At 37.7% G+C, this 20217-nt stretch carries 20 protein-coding genes and 1 other annotated feature; of the genes, 1 reads left to right on the top strand and 19 read right to left on the bottom strand.

Annotated elements, in window-relative coordinates; all coding sequences use genetic code 11:
• Positions 1-420: 420 nt before the first annotated feature.
• Complete coding sequence (locus tag M983_RS15625; RefSeq protein ID WP_066753087.1) at positions 421-789, top strand: helix-turn-helix domain-containing protein; 369 nt, start codon at positions 421-423, stop codon at positions 787-789.
• A 125-nt stretch (positions 790-914) separates the two neighbouring features.
• Here the strand turns inward: M983_RS15625 and lplA are convergent, their stop codons facing one another.
• The 19 genes from lplA to thrS form a co-directional block, all read right to left on the bottom strand.
• Positions 915-1931, bottom strand: a complete 1017-nt coding sequence (gene lplA / locus M983_RS15620) for a lipoate--protein ligase (protein ID WP_066753084.1) — start codon at positions 1929-1931, stop codon at positions 915-917.
• Between the two features lie 127 nt (positions 1932-2058).
• Entirely contained in the window at positions 2059-2550 is a 492-nt protein-coding gene (locus tag M983_RS15615; protein ID WP_066753081.1) for a C40 family peptidase, read from the bottom strand.
• 96 nt (positions 2551-2646) lie between these two features.
• Positions 2647-3267 carry a hypothetical protein gene (locus M983_RS15610; protein WP_167348693.1) on the bottom strand — a complete coding sequence of 207 codons (621 nt, stop codon included), beginning with the start codon at positions 3265-3267 and terminating at the stop codon, positions 2647-2649.
• Positions 3268-3340: 73 nt separating this feature from the next.
• Positions 3341-3742, bottom strand: coding sequence for a 4-amino-4-deoxy-L-arabinose-phosphoundecaprenol flippase subunit ArnF (gene arnF, locus M983_RS15605; protein ID WP_066753076.1), 402 nt, complete (start codon positions 3740-3742; stop codon positions 3341-3343).
• Positions 3739-4080: a 4-amino-4-deoxy-L-arabinose-phosphoundecaprenol flippase subunit ArnE gene (gene arnE, locus M983_RS15600; protein ID WP_066753073.1), complete on the bottom strand. Its 342-nt coding sequence runs from the start codon at positions 4078-4080 to the stop codon at positions 3739-3741. The genes arnF and arnE overlap by 4 nt, the downstream gene beginning before the upstream one ends.
• Complete coding sequence (gene arnT / locus M983_RS15595; RefSeq protein ID WP_066753070.1) at positions 4080-5741, bottom strand: lipid IV(A) 4-amino-4-deoxy-L-arabinosyltransferase; 1662 nt, start codon at positions 5739-5741, stop codon at positions 4080-4082. The genes arnE and arnT overlap by 1 nt, the downstream gene beginning before the upstream one ends.
• A gap of 7 nt (positions 5742-5748) precedes the next feature.
• Positions 5749-6642 carry a 4-deoxy-4-formamido-L-arabinose-phosphoundecaprenol deformylase gene (arnD, locus tag M983_RS15590; RefSeq protein ID WP_066753067.1) on the bottom strand — a complete coding sequence of 298 codons (894 nt, stop codon included), beginning with the start codon at positions 6640-6642 and terminating at the stop codon, positions 5749-5751.
• Positions 6642-8624: a bifunctional UDP-4-amino-4-deoxy-L-arabinose formyltransferase/UDP-glucuronic acid oxidase ArnA gene (arnA, locus tag M983_RS15585; protein WP_066753064.1), complete on the bottom strand. Its 1983-nt coding sequence runs from the start codon at positions 8622-8624 to the stop codon at positions 6642-6644. The genes arnD and arnA overlap by 1 nt, the downstream gene beginning before the upstream one ends.
• A complete protein-coding gene (gene arnC, locus M983_RS15580; RefSeq protein ID WP_066753061.1) occupies positions 8624-9604 on the bottom strand; it encodes an undecaprenyl-phosphate 4-deoxy-4-formamido-L-arabinose transferase in 981 nt (326 codons plus the stop codon). Before arnC ends, arnA begins: the two co-directional genes overlap by 1 nt.
• Positions 9604-10749 (bottom strand): UDP-4-amino-4-deoxy-L-arabinose aminotransferase, encoded by a 1146-nt coding sequence (arnB, locus tag M983_RS15575; protein ID WP_066753058.1) that lies wholly within the window; start codon positions 10747-10749, stop codon positions 9604-9606. The genes arnC and arnB overlap by 1 nt, the downstream gene beginning before the upstream one ends.
• A gap of 133 nt (positions 10750-10882) precedes the next feature.
• The gene (locus M983_RS15570; RefSeq protein WP_066753055.1) at positions 10883-11632 is read right to left on the bottom strand and encodes a vitamin B12 ABC transporter ATP-binding protein BtuD; all 750 of its coding nucleotides are present in this window, start codon (positions 11630-11632) and stop codon (positions 10883-10885) included.
• Between the two features lie 4 nt (positions 11633-11636).
• Positions 11637-12647, bottom strand: coding sequence for a vitamin B12 ABC transporter permease BtuC (gene btuC / locus M983_RS15565; protein ID WP_066753051.1), 1011 nt, complete (start codon positions 12645-12647; stop codon positions 11637-11639).
• A gap of 278 nt (positions 12648-12925) precedes the next feature.
• Positions 12926-13222, bottom strand: a complete 297-nt coding sequence (gene ihfA, locus M983_RS15560; protein WP_036937394.1) for an integration host factor subunit alpha — start codon at positions 13220-13222, stop codon at positions 12926-12928.
• A gap of 4 nt (positions 13223-13226) precedes the next feature.
• Complete coding sequence (gene pheT, locus M983_RS15555) at positions 13227-15614, bottom strand: phenylalanine--tRNA ligase subunit beta (protein WP_066753048.1); 2388 nt, start codon at positions 15612-15614, stop codon at positions 13227-13229.
• A gap of 14 nt (positions 15615-15628) precedes the next feature.
• The gene (gene pheS / locus M983_RS15550; protein WP_066753045.1) at positions 15629-16612 is read right to left on the bottom strand and encodes a phenylalanine--tRNA ligase subunit alpha; all 984 of its coding nucleotides are present in this window, start codon (positions 16610-16612) and stop codon (positions 15629-15631) included.
• 99 nt (positions 16613-16711) lie between these two features.
• Positions 16712-16833, bottom strand: a sequence feature (Phe leader region).
• Between the two features lie 104 nt (positions 16834-16937).
• Complete coding sequence (gene rplT / locus M983_RS15545) at positions 16938-17294, bottom strand: 50S ribosomal protein L20 (RefSeq protein WP_066753042.1); 357 nt, start codon at positions 17292-17294, stop codon at positions 16938-16940.
• A gap of 43 nt (positions 17295-17337) precedes the next feature.
• Entirely contained in the window at positions 17338-17535 is a 198-nt protein-coding gene (gene rpmI / locus M983_RS15540) for a 50S ribosomal protein L35 (RefSeq protein WP_066753039.1), read from the bottom strand.
• A 94-nt stretch (positions 17536-17629) separates the two neighbouring features.
• On the bottom strand, positions 17630-18169 hold the full coding sequence (infC, locus tag M983_RS17170; RefSeq protein ID WP_074388191.1) for a translation initiation factor IF-3: 540 nt from the start codon (positions 18167-18169) through the stop codon (positions 17630-17632).
• Between the two features lie 3 nt (positions 18170-18172).
• Positions 18173-20101, bottom strand: a complete 1929-nt coding sequence (gene thrS, locus M983_RS15530; protein ID WP_066753033.1) for a threonine--tRNA ligase — start codon at positions 20099-20101, stop codon at positions 18173-18175.
• Between the last annotated feature and the right edge of the window lie 116 nt (positions 20102-20217).

Here is a 20217-nt window from a genome sequence, read left to right as displayed (position 1 = left end):
AATCAACCCACGTAGTACCACTAAAAAACATTAATTTATCTAATTAATAATTTATCTTCTGAAAATAAAATAAGCAGATAAATTATCAGGATATTTCATTGTTATACTTAATTTTTATAAAAAAATATAACAATCATAAAAATATAACATATAACAGATTTACTTTTTTATATAATAGTCCAGTAAATTCAGTATATTATTAACCGTATCAATATAGTATTTTATATTAAATGATTTAAAAAACTATTTACTTACCGCTATTTATTACTTTGGCCTATATATTTGATAATGATTATCAATAACAAATAGCATTTTTTGCCTACCTGTTATTTCCCACATCCTTAAAATAGGTTACAAATAACATACGTTACTATTTTATTAATTGGGCACTGTGTCCCCACCTTATTTGTGGGAGGTTTTATGGCTGAAAATGTCGTTAATGATATTCTGAAATGGTTAGAAACCCAGTTACAACGTAACGAAGGGATAAAGATAGATACTATTGCAAATAAAAGTGGCTATTCTAAATGGCACTTGCAGCGTATTTTTAAAGATTTTAAAGGCTGTACATTAGGTGAATACGTTCGTAAACGCCGCTTATTAGAAGCTGCAAAATCATTACAAGCAAACGAAATGTCTATATTAGATATTGCGTTAATGTATGGCTTTAGTTCTCAAGCAACATTTACCCGTATCTTTAAAAAACATTTTAATACTACTCCAGCTAAATTTAGAGAAAATGGTAAATTGCCTGACACTCATAATTTTATGTCATGCGAAAACTGCTAATATTTTAGTTTATTACTATTTACAAAAATCTCATGTTTAGAACTGCACCTTAAAAGTGGGAAGATAACCACTTTAGGTGCAGCTTTTCGTCAATAGCACAATTAATAGTAATAGTGTTATTTATCTTAAGAAATCGCTGTAACAAGCCATTCTTGAAACTCATTAAGCTCTTGATTATTTGGAAATTCATTCTTTAATTGTTGGCTTAATGCTTTTAGTGTATCGGGTGAGTAACGAGCACCAATCAATAATGTTGAAAATCGCTCTAAAGGTGCGGGATCTAAACTATCAGTATAAATTTGACTGCGAATAATATTACCTCGCTCTATATCAAAATGAAGTTCAACCCCACCCCATTTAAAGCGATTATCTAAAAGATGTGAAAATGCAGGAGCTTGGCCAAAATTCCATTCCCAACTACTTTGTTTAGCAAATGTTTCTTCAAATCCTGGTAAGTCAGGCAATTCTTGTGGTGAAATCACTTCTGCTTTCACCTCTTCACCATAATATTCAAAAAAGCTCTCTATAATCGCGTCACATAGTATTTGATGATTAATATCAGGTTTCAATTCAATAATATTCGCAACACGAGAGCGAACTGAAGCAATACCTTTTGCTTGAAGTTTTTTAGGATCCGGATTGAGATAGTTAGCAAGACGAGATAAATCAGCGTTAATTAATAATGTGCCATGATGGAAGCCTCTGTCTTTTGTCTCTTTATAAGCAGAGCCTGAGATTTTTCTCTCTCCATCCGCTTGAGGCACAACAAGATCATTACGACCTGATGCTGTTGCAGGAATACCTGCTTTCAATAAACCATCTAAAATAATTTGAGTTGAGATAGTTTTATTATATTCAGGTTTACCCGCCATAAACGTAAAACAGGTATTACCTAAATCGTGAAAAACAGCACCACCACCACTTGAACGACGTGCGAGTTTTACACCGTCTTGTTCCATTTTACGTGTATTACATTCTTTCCATGGGTTTTGAGCACGACCAATCACAACAGTATTATCATTACGCCAAAGAAAGAGTACACGCTGATCTGCTGGCATCTGTCTAAAAATACATTCTTCAACAGCAAGGTTAAACCAAGGATCGTAAGAATCAGAAATCAATAGACGCAATTTGCTGGGCATAAGGCTCACCTACAAGAAGAAAATAATGACTAAGATACCATAATTCTCAGTTGGTTAGCGCTTTTATAGCACTAAAATACAATGAGTAAAGATCGGTTATTTATTCATTTATTTTATAAAAACCGGGTTATAAACGCCTTGCTTGCCAAAACGTTTTTTTCCAATACACATTATCAAGAGATGAACGAATAACACCTTTACTGGTGGAAGCATGAATAAAGTTATTATCAGTATCATAAATACCAACATGAAGCCCATTTTCACCACCGCCTGTTTTAAAGAAAACTAAATCCCCAGGCATTAAATCGCTTTTATTAATTTGTGTACCATATTTAGTCTGATCTATCGTCATTCTAGGGAGTTGAATATCAAAACGGTCACTATATGTTTTATAGACAAAACCTGAGCAATCAATACCTGAATTACTCATACCACCATAACGGTAAGGTGTGCCATACCATTGCTCTAATTGAGACTTTAATTGCACTATCACCATAATAGGATCTGAAAGTTGTGTTTTTAAAGGCGGAGGTGGTGGCAAGTGCTTAGAAGGGCCAGAGGAACACCCTGCCAGCAATATTATGCAGAGCAAGAAAGGATAAAAAATAGATTTTATCATTAGACAACCCTGTTATTAGACACAATTATTTTTAAATCTATCTGTATTTGTGAATAAAAACAAGCTATTCGATGTAAAGAAGATGTGGATTTTTATCTAATCACAATTTATTTCAATTTTTTTAGGATAATCACTTTCTATGTTTAATTTAGCTTTTAGCGATAAAACAGTATCAAAACGCTTATTTTTCTGAAAGAATCGGTCGTCAATGTGGCACGATATTTGATAAGGTTGCTTATCGATCAATACCAATATATTAGGGCGCTGGTTTTCTCCAATAAAAACTTGGAGTTTAATTGAATATAATTGGTAATCTGAATAGCGATTATCTATTTTCCCATAATCAATTAAAGGCACTATATTATTTTGATTACTCACAACTAAATCTATTTTAGACTCAATCTTGTATCTTGTATTATCACGGTATTCAAGCTGTAAATACGCGTTATATTCTTCATCATTAGGCAAAGTTAACTCAATATTCCCTACTTTATGGGGTGCCTGTAAAAGATCATCTTGTGTTAAGGTAATTTCTGTTTTTAATATGATAGATTGATGATTAGAATAATATTCCTGAAGTTCTGCATTTCTTTCTTGATTAATATTCACCACATCCATTGGTGAAAGATAAACAAGTCCACCATAAGGCGATACACCCAAGCAGCCACTTAATAAAACAGTCATGGTCATCAGCAGTAATGATTTTAAATGGAACAATATATAATACCTTTCGCTAAACTATCTGACAGATACACGACTTCCACATCAATCAAGCAACAAAATAACCCTTTTAATGTCCCACTTTATTTGTTTGTGATTTTTGGCTAATCAGCCAAACACCTATCATAATGAAAACAATGCCTAACGATTTATGCCATGAAAGTGATTCTTGAAACCATGGTATCGCAACAGCAAGAATATAAACGAATACATAGCTGAGACTTATTAAAGGATAAGCCTTATTTAAAGGTATAGTGCGCAATGTCAATAGCCAACACACCATTGAAAGGACGTATCCTACAAGCCCTAAGAAAACAATGCTAAGTGGTGTGATATTTTCCCACAGCCACATAATATCAAGCCATTGTTTCTCAAGCTTCAAATCAGGTAATGATGACATGCCTACTTTCAATAGTAACTGAGCTGCAGTAACTAATAACGCACTTGCAATCGCCCAAAAATAGCCTCTCATGACTGCATACTCATTAGGAAAATACCTAGCATAATAGACCCAATACCAATCCAATGTTTACTATTTACAGGCTCTTTATAAAGAAATTGACCAATAAGGGTCACAACAATAAAGTTCACACTTAACATTGGATAAGCAATACTTAAAGGCAAAATTTGCAGTAAGCGTAACCAAAATAGCATACCAAAACCTAGCATAGCGATGGCGGTAATTAGCCAGAAAATTGTTTTTCTGGCTTTTGTTGCTACACCACTTTGCCAACTGACAACCGCCTGTTTTTGGCAGACTTGACCAATACAGGTTAATAAACTAACGATCAGCAATAGGACAAAGGACATTATTGACGCTTCTCATACGTTAATATTGCTGTTCGACCATTTGTTACCAGCTCTTCAGGACGTGGAAATTGGGCTAATCTTGAGGGTTCTTTAAAACTTATCACAAGAGAAACATTGCCTTTTTTTCTGGCTTGTTCTAACCATTGTGTAAAATCCTCATTCGTAATTAATCTATCTTTTGAATCAGGGTAGTCAACACCATAAGTTAATTCCCCCGTTCTTTCATAAAGATAAATATCACTACGTTGTAATTCCCATGCAAGCCCAGCGCCTAATCCAACACTATTACTAACAATATATTGGCTAGCATTAAGAGTATCTATATTTTGGCGAATAAACTCTTGTGGCAGTTTGCCATCAACACTATTACCCGGAATAGCTTGCCCAATGCATAAACTTATACCTAAAGAGCAAGACGCCGCCCATAGCCAATGTTTACCATTTAGTGTTGAACAAAGATAGCCAATGATACCCCACAATGAGAAAGCAACTATCGCCAGTACCCATTTAGACCATTCATAAGGCATGTAAATAGGTTTAGAAGAAACTAATTGGATAAAAAGTAATGCAACAACCGCAGCAACACCAATAAAAATATTAATATAGCCGTTAATTTTTAATGCTCTCATTTTAAATTTACGAGCACTATCAACACCATATTTTGCCATTAACATCGCAAGCGGTGCCATAAATGGCAACATGTAGGTTGGCAATTTTCCTTTTGCGATACTAAAAAAGAGAAACGGCACAACAAACCAGCAGAAAAGGAAAAAGAGCTCAGGGCGCTTACGTTTTTTCTTCCAAGCATTTATTAATGCACCGGGTAATAATCCCAACCATGGAATAACACCCAAAATAATGATAGGAATGTAATACCAAAAAGGTGCCTTATGTTGGGCATCATCACCAGAAAAACGCTGAATATGTTCAACCCAGAAGAAATAATGCCAATAATCAGGCTCTGCTCTATGTACAGCAAGTACCCAAGGCAGGCTGATTAGTGCTGCACTTATTACTGCTAATAAGCCATAGAGTAGCATTTGTGTAAATTGTTTTTGGTAAAGCGTGATGGGTATCATCACAATAACAGGTATGGCTAAAGCTAAAAAACCTTTCGTCATAAACGCCATACCACAGGCTAATCCAAGCGCTAACCACGCTAAAATCCGTGATTTGACCGTCGTTGCTTTAAGCGCCCAAAAACAACAGACCATACTTGCAGTAATCCAAAGTGTTAACATAGGGTCAAGAACACTGTATGTGCCTACGCTAAACACTAAAAACATGGATAAATAAATTAAGCTTGAAACAAATGCAATCTGGCGATTACGCCACATCATTCTTGCTAATAAATAAACGAGCAGTGTACTTAATAAAATAGAAATAACGGAACCGAATCTAACCGCGAAATTGGTATGCCCAAACATTAATTGGCTAATATTGTTTATCCAATAACCCGCAACAGGTTTTTCAAAATAGCGAATATCAAGCATATGAGGAACAATCCAGTTGCCACTAACCACCATTTCGCGACTGATTTCCGCATAACGTGTTTCATCAGGTTGCCATAATAACCGGCTGTTCAATGGAAATAAGTAGGTTAGAACAAAAAAAAGAGCCAAGAGTATGGCCCCGATTTTACTCGCCCGGTTATTTAACATAGTTTCGTTATACCTCTTGTTGGCACCCTAACCAGCCTTCTCGACCAGGAAAGTTAGATTCAACAACTTTACCTAGTGGAAGCGTTTCTAAATCTTGTGGTAATAAATCGCTCAACGGGCAAAATTCAATGCCTTCATCTGCAATCATTGCCAATAATTGTTCAAATTGAGCGGCTTTTGACATGCCTTCAACTTCAGTATGGATAGTATAAACAGGTACACCTGAATCTTTTTTGATTTCATCAATAATAAATTGATTAAAATCTTCATCCTTTACTTTAGTTCCAACGACTTCATCATAAGTGGGTAATGTTACTGGAATTTGCACCGTACCGATAGAACCATTTGCTAAAACAGGTCTGAAAGGATGAGTCCCTCGACAATCACTGTTATAAGCAAAATGAAAATTCTCTTTAATAGCGATTACGCGCTCATTGGCCCGCCATCCTGCAACAGCAGAACATTTAACAGGTTGGCTTAACGCTTTTTCTAGTGCATCGACACCTAATTGAACTTGTTGCGTTAATTCTTGTGTTGACCAACGATCCACTTTTGCTTGCCAGCCTTGATGATCCCATGAATGTAATCCAACTTCATGCCCTGCGTCTTGGGTTTGCTTTATCAAATAGCCTAAATGTTGAGCGATTTTCTTACCTGGCCATGCAGTTCCAGCTAATAAAATATCTAACCCATAGAGCGATGCTGCATTCGATCTCAGCATTTTCCACAGAAATTTCGGTCTTAAAAGGCGCCATAAATGACGCCCCATATTATCTGGACCGACACTGAAGAAAAAGCTGGCCTGAATGTTATGCTTAGCAAAAACAGCTAGCAATTGTGGAATACCTTCTTTAGTACCTTGAAACGTATCCACATCGACTCTCAAGCCAACTTTCTTCATTATTTGTTACCTAACTCTTCAACTGCACCACGTAAGAAGAAATCTAATGTTTCTTCTACAGTTTGACGTGTTTCGATGGTTGGTTTCCAATCTAATAAACGCTCTGCATTTTTAATACTTGGCTTGCGGTGTTCAACATCTTGGTAACCTTTACCGTAGTAACTGCTACTTTCGATTTTCTTAAAGCCTGCAAATGGAGGGAATTGATCACGTAACTCATGTTTTTCAAAGCAATCTAATAACATTTCTGCTAATTCACGAATACTTGCTTCGTTAGTTGGGTTACCAATATTGATGATCTGTCCATCACATTTATTATCACGGTTTTCAATGATACGGAATAACGCTTCAATACCGTCATTAATATCTGTGAAACAACGTTTTTGCTCACCACCATCTACCAGCTTAATTGGTGAACCTTCAACTAAGTTAAGAATGAGCTGAGTAATTGCACGTGAACTACCAATACGAGCTGAATTTAAGTTGTCAAGACGTGGTCCCATCCAGTTAAATGGACGGAATAACGTGAATTTCAAGCCTTCTTTTGCGCCATAAGCCCAGATTACTCTGTCTAATAGCTGTTTAGACACAGAGTAAATCCAACGTTGCTTGTTGATTGGACCAACGATTAAACGTGAGTTATCTTCGTCGAATTCTTTATCATCACACATTCCGTAAACTTCTGATGTGGATGGGAAAATAATACGTTTATTGTATTTAACACAATAGCGAACAATTTTTAAGTTTTCTTCAAAGTCTAATTCGAATACGCGTAATGGATTACGGGTATATTCAATCGGCGTTGCAATGGCAACTAATGGCAGAATGACATCACATTTTTTAATGTGGTATTCAATCCATTCAGTATGAATGCTTACATCACCTTCGATAAAGTGGAAACGAGGATTACCAATAAAGCGTTCGATAGCAGAAGAACCGATATCCATACCATAGATATCATAATTGTCATCTTTTAACAGACGTTCTGTTAAGTGGTTACCGATAAAACCATTCACACCTAAGATTAATACGCGTTGACGGCGTTTTACTTGTGCTGTTGCTTTAGGCCCTACACGAACATCAGTCACAATGCCCATTTCAGTCGCTAAGCGACTACCTTGAACATATAAACCGTTTTCGCTTTGACCCGTTACAACTTCAATCGCACCCTGTGCACATGCAATCACTAAAGGCTCAGTTGAAATTACAGTACCAGGGCGTTTACCTTGGTTATCAGCAACAGGACGTGAACGCCAGATAGTCATCTTACGCTCACCTAAGAAAGTAAATGCACCTGGATACGGTTCTGTCACAGCGCGAACTAAATTGTGAACAGATTTAGCATCTGCATTCCAATCAATTAAACCATCTTCAGCACGACGGCGACCAAAGTAAGTCGCTTGGCTTTCATCTTGGGCTGTTGTTGAATAATGTCCTGAAGCAATATGCGGTAATGTATTATCAAGAAGAGTTCTTGCCGCTTCTCTGACTTTTTCATGTAAAATAAGAGAAGTATCGTTATCTTCAATTGTTACTTTTTCTTGAGCAACAATATCACCTGCATCTGCTTTTGCAGTCATTTTATGTAAGGTGACACCTGTTTGTGCTTCACCATTCACAATCGCCCAATTAATTGGCGCACGACCACGATATTTTGGTAATAAAGAGCCGTGTAAATTGAATGCACCTTTAGGTGCTAAATTCAGGATCTCTTCACTTAACATATTACGATAGTAGAAAGAGAAAATAACATCAGGCTTCATTTCACGAATACGCTCAATCCATAGAGGATGATTGACGTTTTCTGGTGCAAATACAGTCAACCCCATTTCCGCACTAACGCGTGCTACAGATGAGAAGAAATGATTTTCATTAGGATCGTCAGTATGAGTAAATACAGCTTGAACATCATAGCCTGCTTTTTCAAGTGCTTTTAAACCGACACAGCCAATGTCATGATAGGCAAATACTATTGCTTTCATTAGTTTTTTTCCTGATTTTCGTTGGGTTTTTTAACACCAACCACTTTTTGGATAAAATACCGAGGACGCGCTCTTACATCATTATAAATTCGGCCTATATATTCACCTAATAGGCCCATTGCAACGAACTGCGCACCGATAAACATAAATAAGATAGCAAAGAGTGTGAATACGCCTTCTGCTGCCCACATCGCACCAAAAATAAGACGTAGTACGATCAATAAAACAGCTAATAAAAATCCGGCAATAGCAACCACACTACCTACCACGCTTAATAAACGTAAAGGCGCAGTAGTCAAGCAAGTCAATAAGTCATACATCAAGTTAATTAGCTTTAAGAAGCTATATTTGGAGTCACCATATTCACGTTCTGCATGGGCAACTTCAATTTCGATAGTACGACGAGCAAAGGTATTGGCAAGAATAGGTATAAATGTACTGCGCTCATGACATTGCAGCATCGCATCAACGATATGACGACGATAAGCTCTTAGCATACAGCCATAATCGCCCATTGAACGACCTGTCGCTTTGGTGATCATCGCGTTAATCATTTTTGAGGCAGTTTTACGAAACCAGGAATCTTGGCGATTACGGCGACGAGTTCCAACTACATCATATCCCTCTTCTGCTGTTTTCACTAAGCGAGGAATCTCTTCTGGTGGATTTTGTAAATCAGCATCGAGTGTAATCACAAGATCACCTTCTGCTTGATTAAATCCAGCCATAATAGCCGAATGTTGCCCATAATTACGATTTAAAATAATAGCGATAACATGGTTATCTTCAATTTCAGCGGCTTCTACCAGCATTTTTGCTGAATTATCGCTACTACCGTCATCAACAAGGATTAGTTCATACTCTTGTTCTAACTGTTTGCAACTTTTTATCGTGCGTTCTAAAAGAATAGGAAGACTTTCCTCTTCATTATAAACAGGAATAACAACAGAAACTTTGTTGATTTTATCAAATGTCGACACTAGATATGCTCCGAAAGAATTTCATTGATCGCATCTACAACGCGAATAACATCATCATTACTCATATCAGGAAACAAAGGCAGCGAGCATAACGTTGCAGAGTTCCATTCTGATTGAGGAAGGGATAAGGATGGATAACGCTCACGATAATATTTTTGTGTGTGCGCGGCACGGAAGTGAAGACCGGTACCAATATCTTTTTGTTTTAATTTCTCCATAAAAGTATCACGATCAATCCCACATGCTTTTTCATCAACTCTTACCATAAAAAGGTGATTTGCATGTAAATGTGAATAATCAGGAACACTTAGCATTTCTAATGGAGAATCTTTTAATTTTTCGCGATAAAGAGCAACTAATTCTGCTCGTTTCGCATTCATCTCATCCAAACGACTTAATTGTACAACCGCAATAGCAGCATGGATATCAGATAAATTGTATTTATAGCCAGGCTCAACAACTTCAGCTTGTGGCTTACGTCCTTGAATTTGGCGATCAAATGCATCAACACCTAAACCGTGGAATTTTAAACAACGTACTCTATTGGCTAACTCATCGTTATCAGTAACAACAAGACCACCTTCAGCACAAGTTACATTTTTAATTGCATGAAAAGAAAAAATAGAGGTCCCTTTTTCGCCAATCCATTCATCTTTATAGCGAGTACCAATTGCATGAGCCGCATCTTCAATAAGAGGAATACCTGCTTCATCAGCTATCGCTCTTAATGCATCAAGATCACAAGGCGCACCTGCATAATGGACAGGAATAATCGCTTTAGTTCTTGGTGTAATAGCTTTTTTCACATCCTCAGCACTTATCATTAATGTATTACGATCAACATCAATCATAACAGGTTCAGCACCTAGCAATGTGATGATATTAATAGTAGAAACCCACGTTTGAGATGGAGTAATCACTTCATCATCAGGCCCAATTCCCATTGCCATAAGAACAACGTGCATGCCTGCGGTAGCAGAGCAAACCGCAATAGCATGTTTACTGCCAAATTTCTCACAGAAGTCCTGCTCTAGCTGATGATTCTGAGGGCCTGTTGTTATCCAACCTGAACGCAAAACACCTTCAACTGCTTTTATCTCTTCATTCCCAATTGCAGGGCGAGAAAATGGAAGAAAATGACTCATAAAAATGTAGCCTAATTAATGAATGAATAAAAAAGAATTATATACAATTTGCTGTTTTTCAGCACCCGTTCTTATTAAGAAAGTCTTAAATAAGACTTAATAATACTTTACGGTTCTATTCAAATTACTTTGATTAAGTAAAAACATGCCAATTAATACTTTTACTACTCTTGATGCATCTGATTTTAGCATTAAATATCAATGATAATAAATTTTCATTTAATAAAAACGTAGATGAACCCGAATTGATTAATTTTCCCTCTAACATTAGCCAAATTTTATGCGCTTTTATATAGGAATGATGTAAATCATGAGTGCTCATGATAACAGCCCCCCCTTGCTGGCAAAATTTATCAAGCCATTTATCTAATATTGCCAATTGAACGATATCGAGATTATTTGTTGGTTCATCAAGTAGGAGTAATTTTCCATTCAATTGATCGCTTGACCATACTTGTATTAATGCGGCAACAATTCTTACCCGTTGCCATTCACCACCAGATAAATGCTGAACATTTTTAGTTAATAAATTATCGACTTGAAAGTCTTTTAAAAGTTCATTCAATCGTATGTTATTCATTGCTGATAGCGAGTGATATAACAAGAGATATTGAAATACAGGCATAAATGGCAAAGCATTTATTTGTTGTACAACAATGCTTTGCATTCTAGAAAGATCGCGATATTTATAGTGTTTTATAGAAATTCCGTTTAGAACGATATCTCCATCAAATCTCAGATCGCCAGATATTGCCATTAATAAAGTACTTTTTCCTGCGCCATTAGCACCAATAATATGTATACGCTCACCATAATGGATCTCTTCAGAAAAGGCATATAACCTTTTTTTTACGCTGACATTATTTAATCTCAATAAGCTCATAGAATTAGCGCCCTGATCCTTTTGTGGCTAATAGCCAAATAAATAACGGTGCACCAATAGTTGCAGTAATAACACCAATAGGTATTTCTGCACCATTTAAGAGTAAGCGAGATAAGAGATCGGCAAGCATTAATAAACTACCACCAGCAATAGCACAGGCAGGCAACAACATTTTATAATGAGTAATACCGCATAATCGTAATAAATGTGGCACAATTAATCCGATAAAACTAATTGCACCGGATAGCGCAACACTTAGACCAATGAGTAACCCAATAGCTAATATAAATCTATTTCGCCATAGGTTAATAGATACACCTAATTGCTTAGCGCTAAATGCTCCTAACGATAAAGAATTAAGGATATCTGCTTGCCAAATAAGAATAAAGATAAGTGGAATAAGTGCAAAAAATAGTGATTTTTGACGCCAATCAATACCGCTAAAGCTTCCCATTAACCAATACATTAACTGCCTTAAATCCAGTGCTGAACTAAAATAAACAAGCCACGTCATTAACGCACTGGCGATAATCCCCAAAGAAACACCAATTAATAATAATTGAGCATTGGAAAAATTTCTTATTTTTACAAAAAAGAGTAATAACAGCGTTATCATTAATGCCCCGAGTATTGCGCTCATACATATAAGCCAATACGTTGCATTAATATTTAAGGTCATCAATAAAACAACACAAACCCCTGCACCACTACTCACGCCTAATAATCCAGGTTCTGCTAGGGGGTTTTCAAATAAGGCTTGCATGATAGCACCAGAGATTGCCAAACTAGCACCGACAATCATAACAGCAAGCACTCTTGGAAAGCGGATTTGCCACACAAATAATGTTGCTTCTTCTGTCAACCATTTATTAGGAAAAAGCCAGATTTCTCCTGCTGAAAGAGATAAAACAAAGAGTAAACATAATATTAACATCATCAAAAGTAATTTTTTTTTATCGCTAATATATTGCTTCTTTTGAAGTTGAATAAGTAGGTTTTGATTATTGTTATTCATTTATTTCCTTATTAGTAAACTATCTCTTTTATCACACCAATATAAAACCACTATAAGATAATTAACCATCAATTTATTGATTACTAAATAATCAATATTCCGTATTTTATATCAGCAATAAAAAGGAAAAAAGAAATAAAGGAATAATATTCTTAATAACACAATGCCTATTTATAACATCATCTATTTATACACATTATATGAATGAAATAATGCTACTTACTTTAAAGATAAAAAAACGGCTTTCTAAAGAAAGCCGTTTTGGGTGTTATATAATACTATTCTTTAGGTGTTGCGCTCTCTACCCGACTCTTTAATTTTTGTCCAGGGCGGAATGTAACAACACGACGAGCTGTAATAGGAATATCTTCCCCTGTTTTCGGGTTACGACCTGGGCGCTGATTTTTATCACGCAGGTCAAAGTTTCCGAATCCAGACAGCTTCACCTGTTCCCCATTTTCAAGAGAACGACGCACTTCCTCAAAAAAGGCTTCTACAAGGTCTTTTGCATCGCGTTTGCTAACACCAAGTTTTTCAAACAAATTTTCTGCCATTTCAGCTTTTGTAAGCGCCATAGGTCTAGTCCCTCAAGGATGCTTGGAATCGCTGTTTCAATGCTGTCACACAGGTATTAACTGTTGCAGCAATCTCATCTTCTTCCAGAGTATGCTCGATATCCTGCAAGATTAAGCTAATAGCGAGGCTTTTATAGCCCTCTGCTACTCCCTTACCACAATACACGTCAAATAAGTTTATGCCAACTATTTGATTTCCGCCAACTTTCTTACATTCAGCTAAAATATCTTCTGCAGCCACATCATTCGGAACAACTACAGCGATATCTCTACGATTCGAAGGAAAACGAGAAACAGCTTTTGCTTGTGGTAAAGTACGATTAGCAATAGCGTCCCAACGTAATTCGAATACTACCGTACGGCCGTTTAAATCAAGTTTACGTTCAAGCTCTGGATGAACAACACCAACACAGCCAATATATTCATTTCTCAGATAAATCTCAGCACTTTGTCCCGGATGAAGCGCAGGATTGTTGGCTTGTTTAAATGTAATTTGATCTAGCTGGCCTGTCAATTCCAGAATTGATTCAATATTACCTTTCAAATCAAAGAAATCAACAGTTTGCTTCTCTAAATTCCAATGTTCTTCATAACGATTGCCTGCAATGACGCCTGATAACATAAGTTCTTGGCGTATTCCATATTCTGCTTGATTATCAGGAACAAAACGCAGACCCGCTTCAAATAACCGAACTCGAGGCTGTTGGCGGTTTTGATTATAAACAACTGTTGTTAATAATCCGGTCAATAATGACAAACGCATCGCCGACATATCAGCTGAAATTGGATTAGGAAGAATTAATGCATCTTCATTTGGATGCAGTAAACGCTGTACTTTTGGATCAACAAAGCTATACGTGATTGCTTCTTGGAAGCCATTATCCACTAACATCGTTTTCACGCGTTTTAATGATAAATTAGCCTCACGATGATGAGTCATCACTAAATCAGCACGTAATGGCACATCTGGAATATTGTTATAACCGTAGATGCGAGCCACTTCTTCAATCAAATCTTCTTCGATTTGTACATCAAAACGCCATGAAGGCACTGTCGCTAACCAGCCATCATTTTCAACTGTTACAGCGAAGCCTAAACGAGTTAAAGAGTCTTGAACTTGCGCATCATCGATAACATGACCTAATAAGCGATCCAATTTTTTGCGCGTTAATTTAATAGGTGCAATATTTGGTAATTGAGATTTATCTGTAACATCGATAATTTCACCCACTTCACCACCACAAATCTCAAGCAGAAGCTGAGTTGCACGTGCCATTGCCTTATATTGGAGCTCAGAATCGACACCACGCTCAAAACGATGTGAAGCGTCTGTATGTAATCCATAACGACGAGCACGTCCTGTAATGGCTAACGGTGAGAAAAATGCGCTTTCTAAGAAAACATTTTTCGTTTCTTCGTTAACACCAGATGACTCACCACCAAAAATACCTGCCATACCTAATGCATGTTTTTCATCAGCAATAACTAAAACGTCATCTTTTAATGTAATTTCATTGCCATCAAGTAATGTTAATTTTTCACCCTCTTTACCCATGCGAACAACAACAGAACCTTCAACATGATCAAGGTCGAATGCATGAAGAGGTTGCCCCATTTCTAATAAAATGAAGTTGGTTATATCAACAATAGGATCAATAGAGCGAATACCACCACGACGCAGTTTTTCTTGCATCCATAATGGTGTTTTCGCTTTGACATTAACATTGGTGAAAACACGACCTAAATAACGAGGACAAGCTTGTGGTGCTTCAACACGTACAGGGAATGTTGCATTAGATGTAGCAGCAACGGGTGACATATCTGGAACTTGACATTCCATTTTATTAATCACCGCGATATCACGAGCAACCCCCATAATTCCTAAGCAATCCGCTCTATTTGGTGTAATGCTGATTTCAATTGCATTATCGTCAAGTTTTAGGTATTCACGAATATCCATGCCAACAGGGGCATCAGCTGGCAATTCGATAATACCTTCATGGTTTTCTGAAATTGCTAATTCAGAAAATGAGCACAGCATTCCTTCTGAAGGTTCACCACGTAATTTAGCCGCTTTAATTTTGAAATTACCCGGTAAAACAGCACCAACGGTTGCAACTGCAACTTTTAAACCTAAGCGACAATTTGGTGCACCACAAACGATATCTAATAATCTGTCACCACCTACGTTCACTTTTGTTACACGTAGTTTATCGGCATTAGGATGTTGACCACATTCAACGACTTCACCAATATAGACACCGTGGAATTCACCCGCGACGGCGTCAATACCATCGACTTCTAAGCCTGACATAGTCAGCTGTTCTGAAAGTTCTTCGCTACTTATTGTTGGGTTTACCCACTCACGTAACCAAAGTTCACTGAATTTCATGAGATAATCCCACCTTATTTAAACTGTTTGAGGAAACGAAGATCATTTTCAAAGAATGAACGCAAATCAGTGACACCGTAACGTAACATGGTTAGACGTTCCATACCCATACCGAATGCAAATCCAGAATAAATTTCAGGATCGATACCTACATTACGTAATACATTTGGATGAACCATGCCACAACCTAATACTTCAAGCCACTTCCCATTTTTACCCATAACATCCACTTCTGCTGAAGGCTCTGTAAATGGAAAATAAGAAGGACGGAAGCGAATTTCCATATCTTCTTCAAAGAAGTTTTTCAGAAAATCATGCAATGTGCCTTTTAAATTGGTAAAGCTAATATCTTTATCAACAATCAGACCTTCTATTTGGTGAAACATTGGTGTATGTGTTTGGTCGTAGTCGTTACGATAAACGCGACCCGGTGCAATAATACGGATTGGTGGTTGTTTTTCTTGCATAGTACGAATTTGCACACCCGATGTCTGAGTACGCAATAGACGTTTAGCATCAAACCAGAAAGTATCGTGATCTGCTCTTGCAGGATGGTGAGCGGGGATATTTAAAGCATCAAAATTATGATAGTCATCTTCAATTTCAGGCCCAGACTCTACTGAAAAGCCCAATTCGCCAAAGAAAGCTTCAATACGCTCAATAGTCCGCGTCACAGGGTGTAATCCACCGTTTTCAATACGACGGCCCGGTAAAGAAACATCAATTTTTTCAGCAGATAAACGTGCGTTTAATACCGCTGATTCCATTTCATCTTTTCGAGAATTCAGTGCTTGTTGAACCTCTTGTTTAGCCTGATTAATGACAGCTCCGGCAGCTGGACGCTCTTCAGCGGGTAAGTCGCGCAACGTGGACATCTGAAGCGTTAAATGACCTTTTTTTCCCAAGTATTCAACACGAACCGAATCCAGCGCAGCAACATCCTGTGCCTCTTCGATAGCTGCTTTAGCTTGAGCAACGAGTTCAGCGAGATGTGGCATCGTTTCCTCTTCCTTTGACCTGATGAGGTCTATTAGTTGTTATCATTGATGACGATTAAAATTGCCCTTTTTGGTTTCTGCCCATTTTAGAGAACTGAAAACAAAAAAGCCTCCAAAGAGGAGGCTCAGGCGCTACTTTTCGTTTCTTTTCTTACGCGCAAAGCCCCCTAGATTAGGCGCTAAAGTAAAAAAAGAAGCGGAAAAAAGCGATATTTAACATGAGTAATGTCTCTATAAGAAGTAACTTATTGAATTGATACTATTAAGCCACAAATTTAGACAAAATAAAAGAGGGAGAAAACTCCCTCTTCCATTGACTTACAACTTAAGCCAGAGCACCTTTCGCTTTTTCAACAAGAGCAGTAAATGCTACTTTGTCGAATACAGCGATGTCTGCCAGGATCTTACGGTCGATTTCAATAGATGCTTTTTTTAATCCATTGATGAAACGGCTGTAAGACATGCCATTCTGACGAGCTGCTGCGTTGATACGCGCGATCCACAGTTGACGGAATTGACGTTTTTTCTGACGACGGTCACGGTACGCATATTGACCAGCTTTGATAACAGCCTGAAAAGCAACACGATATACACGAGAACGTGCACCGTAGTAACCTTTAGCTTGCTTTAAAATCTTTTTGTGACGAGCACGGGCAACAACACCACGTTTAACGCGAGCCATATAACACTCCTAATGTCTAAAATTCTGTTAAAAAAAATAATACTTAAGCGTATGGTAAACAAGCTACGACCAGACCCAGATCCCCTTTAGAGACCATAGATTTCGGACGTAAATGACGTTTACGCTTAGTTGATTTTTTAGTCAGAATATGACGGAGATTAGCATTCTTGCGCTTAAACCCACCACCTGCAGTTTTTTTAAAGCGTTTAGCTGCACCGCGTACTGTTTTAATCTTTGGCATTTCTATAATCCACTTCGCATTGTTAATAATATAAAATAATTAGGCGAATAGCAGCCAGCCATTAAAGGCTGGCGCCATTACTTGAGTTGCCCGACTATTTCTTCTTAGGCGCTAACACCATGATCATTTGACGACCTTCAATCCGATTAGGGAAAGATTCGACAGTTGCCAATTCTTCCAAATCTTGACGGATGCGGTTAAGCATTTCCATACCGATTTGTTGGTGTGCCATTTCACGACCACGAAAACGTAGTGTTACTTTAGCTTTATCGCCATCTTCAAGAAAACGAATCAGGTTGCGTAGTTTGACCTGATAGTCGCCTTCATCTGTACCAGGACGGAATTTAACTTCCTTAACCTGAATAACTTTTTGTTTCTTTTTCTGTTCTTTGAGAGTCTTACTTTTCTCATAGAGGAATTTGCCGTAGTCCATAATACGACAAACCGGCGGCTCGGCATTAGGACTGATTTCAACTAAATCAGCACCTGCTTCCTCGGCTTTCTCAAGAGCCTCTTTCAGACTAACAACTCCAATCTGCTCGCCTTCTAAACCTGTTAAACGAACTTCATGAGCGCGAATCTCACCATTGATACGATTCTGACGCGTTGATTGAATTCTTTTTCCGCCTTTAATACCTTATTCCTCCAACTGATGAAGACTTCTGCTTCTAATTTCTTGCAGAAGTTTTTCTTTAAATTCGTTAACGTCGATACTGCCAAGGTCTTTTCCTCGACGAGTACGAACCGCTACTTTGCCTGATTCAACTTCTTTATCGCCACAGACAAGCATATACGGAACTCGACGTAGAGTGTGTTCACGAATTTTAAAGCCAATCTTCTCATTTCTCAAGTCCGCTTTTGCACGAATTCCGACATTCTGCAATTCTTTGACGAGTTTTTGTACATAATCAGCTTGTCCATCCGTGATATTCATCACGACAACCTGTTGTGGTGCTAACCAAGTAGGGAAGAATCCTGCGTATTCTTCAGTCAGAATACCAATAAAGCGTTCTAACGATCCTAACACTGCTCGGTGAATCATAACAGGAACTTTACGCTCGTTATTTTCAGCTACATAAGAAGCGCCTAATCGGCCTGGAAGAGAGAAGTCCAGCTGTACTGTACCACACTGCCATGCACGATCTAAACAGTCATAAAGTGTAAATTCAATTTTAGGGCCATAAAAGGCACCTTCGCCTGGTTGATATTCAAATTCAATATTATTATCAACTAAGGCTTTTGCTAAATCGGCTTCTGCAACATCCCATAAAGCATCTTCGCCTATACGCTTTTCAGGACGAGTAGACAGCTTAACAACGATTTTTTCAAATCCGAAAGTAGAATATACATCATAAATCAATTTGATGCAGTCATTTACTTCACTTAATATCTGATCTTCTGTACAAAAGATGTGAGCATCGTCTTGTGTAAAGCCACGAACACGCATTAAACCATGTAATGCACCTGATGGTTCATTACGGTGACAACTACCGAACTCAGCCATACGTAACGGTAAATCACGGTATGAACGTAGTCCTTGTTTGAAAATTTGTACGTGACCAGGGCAGTTCATTGGTTTGATGCAATATTCACGGTTTTCAGAAGAAGTTGTGAACATATGCTCTTTGTAATTTTCCCAGTGACCTGTTTTTTCCCAAAGAACACGATCCATCATAAACGGACCTTTTACTTCTTGGTAATCATATTCTTTTAATTTACAGCGCACAAATGTTTCTAATTCGCGGAAAATTGTCCAACCATCATTATGCCAAAAAGCCATACCCGGCGCTTCTTCTTGCATGTGATATAAATCAAGTTGTTTACCGATTTTACGGTGATCGCGTTTAGCGGCTTCTTCAAGACGTTCTAAATACGCTTTTAACTGTTTTTTATCAGCCCAAGCTGTGCCATAAATACGTTGCAACATTTTATTGTCGCTATTACCACGCCAATATGCACCTGCAAGTTTCTGTAGTTTGAGATTATGGCAGAAACGCATATTAGGAACGTGAGGACCACGACACATATCAACATATTCTTGGTGATGATAAAGCGCAGGATGTGAATCTTGGCTAATATTTTCATCAAGAATAGCAACTTTATAGTCTTCACCACGAGCAACAAATGTTTCACGTGCTTCAGCCCAGCTTACGCGCTTTTTAATAACGTCATAATCTGTTTTTGCCAACTCTAGCATTCTTTTTTCTAGAGCGTCTAAATCTTCCTGTGTTAACGAATGGTCTAAATCTACATCGTAGTAGAAACCATTTTCGATGACAGGGCCAATCGCCATTTTGGTTTGTGGCCAAAGTTGTTTAATCGCGTGCCCTAATAAGTGAGCACATGAATGGCGAAGGATTTCAAGGCCTTCTTCATCTTTTGCGGTGATGATAGCAAGCTCTGAATCATGTTCGATTAATTCACAAGCATCTACCAGCTCACCATTCACACGGCCTGCAATACATGCTTTTGCGAGACCAGGGCCGATATCTGCTGCTACATCCATTACAGAAACGGCATTGTCGAATTGACGTTGACTCCCGTCAGGAAGAGTAATAATAGGCATTTAAAATCCTTATTTACAGTGGTGACCCATACGCAAGATCACATGTATTATTGTTTTTTCTATAAAATTTAATACGTTGACAGCATTTACTTACTTTACACTGCAAGTTATGTACA

Origin of the sequence: Proteus myxofaciens ATCC 19692, from assembly GCF_001654855.1 — a bacterium.
GTDB classification, from domain to species: Bacteria; Pseudomonadota; Gammaproteobacteria; order Enterobacterales; family Enterobacteriaceae; genus Proteus; species Proteus myxofaciens.
Note: the sequence above shows the minus strand (reverse complement) of the source record. Positions and strands in the feature narration are given on the sequence as shown.

Coding starts and splice junctions, on each gene's coding strand:
- M983_RS15625 (WP_066753087.1), top strand. CDS start 421: ATGGCTGAAAATGTCGTTAATGATATTCTGAAATGGTTAGAAACCCAG.
- lplA (WP_066753084.1), bottom strand. CDS start 1,931: ATGCCCAGCAAATTGCGTCTATTGATTTCTGATTCTTACGATCCTTGG.
- M983_RS15615 (WP_066753081.1), bottom strand. CDS start 2,550: ATGATAAAATCTATTTTTTATCCTTTCTTGCTCTGCATAATATTGCTG.
- arnF (WP_066753076.1), bottom strand. CDS start 3,742: ATGAGAGGCTATTTTTGGGCGATTGCAAGTGCGTTATTAGTTACTGCA.
- arnE (WP_066753073.1), bottom strand. CDS start 4,080: ATGTCCTTTGTCCTATTGCTGATCGTTAGTTTATTAACCTGTATTGGT.
- arnT (WP_066753070.1), bottom strand. CDS start 5,741: ATGTTAAATAACCGGGCGAGTAAAATCGGGGCCATACTCTTGGCTCTT.
- arnD (WP_066753067.1), bottom strand. CDS start 6,642: ATGAAGAAAGTTGGCTTGAGAGTCGATGTGGATACGTTTCAAGGTACT.
- arnA (WP_066753064.1), bottom strand. CDS start 8,624: ATGAAAGCAATAGTATTTGCCTATCATGACATTGGCTGTGTCGGTTTA.
- arnB (WP_066753058.1), bottom strand. CDS start 10,749: ATGAGTCATTTTCTTCCATTTTCTCGCCCTGCAATTGGGAATGAAGAG.
- M983_RS15570 (WP_066753055.1), bottom strand. CDS start 11,632: ATGAGCTTATTGAGATTAAATAATGTCAGCGTAAAAAAAAGGTTATAT.
- btuC (WP_066753051.1), bottom strand. CDS start 12,647: ATGAATAACAATAATCAAAACCTACTTATTCAACTTCAAAAGAAGCAA.
- ihfA (WP_036937394.1), bottom strand. CDS start 13,222: ATGGCGCTTACAAAAGCTGAAATGGCAGAAAATTTGTTTGAAAAACTT.
- pheT (WP_066753048.1), bottom strand. CDS start 15,614: ATGAAATTCAGTGAACTTTGGTTACGTGAGTGGGTAAACCCAACAATA.
- pheS (WP_066753045.1), bottom strand. CDS start 16,612: ATGCCACATCTCGCTGAACTCGTTGCTCAAGCTAAAGCAGCTATCGAA.
- rplT (WP_066753042.1), bottom strand. CDS start 17,294: ATGGCTCGCGTTAAACGTGGTGTTGTTGCCCGTGCTCGTCACAAAAAG.
- rpmI (WP_066753039.1), bottom strand. CDS start 17,535: ATGCCAAAGATTAAAACAGTACGCGGTGCAGCTAAACGCTTTAAAAAA.
- thrS (WP_066753033.1), bottom strand. CDS start 20,101: ATGCCTATTATTACTCTTCCTGACGGGAGTCAACGTCAATTCGACAAT.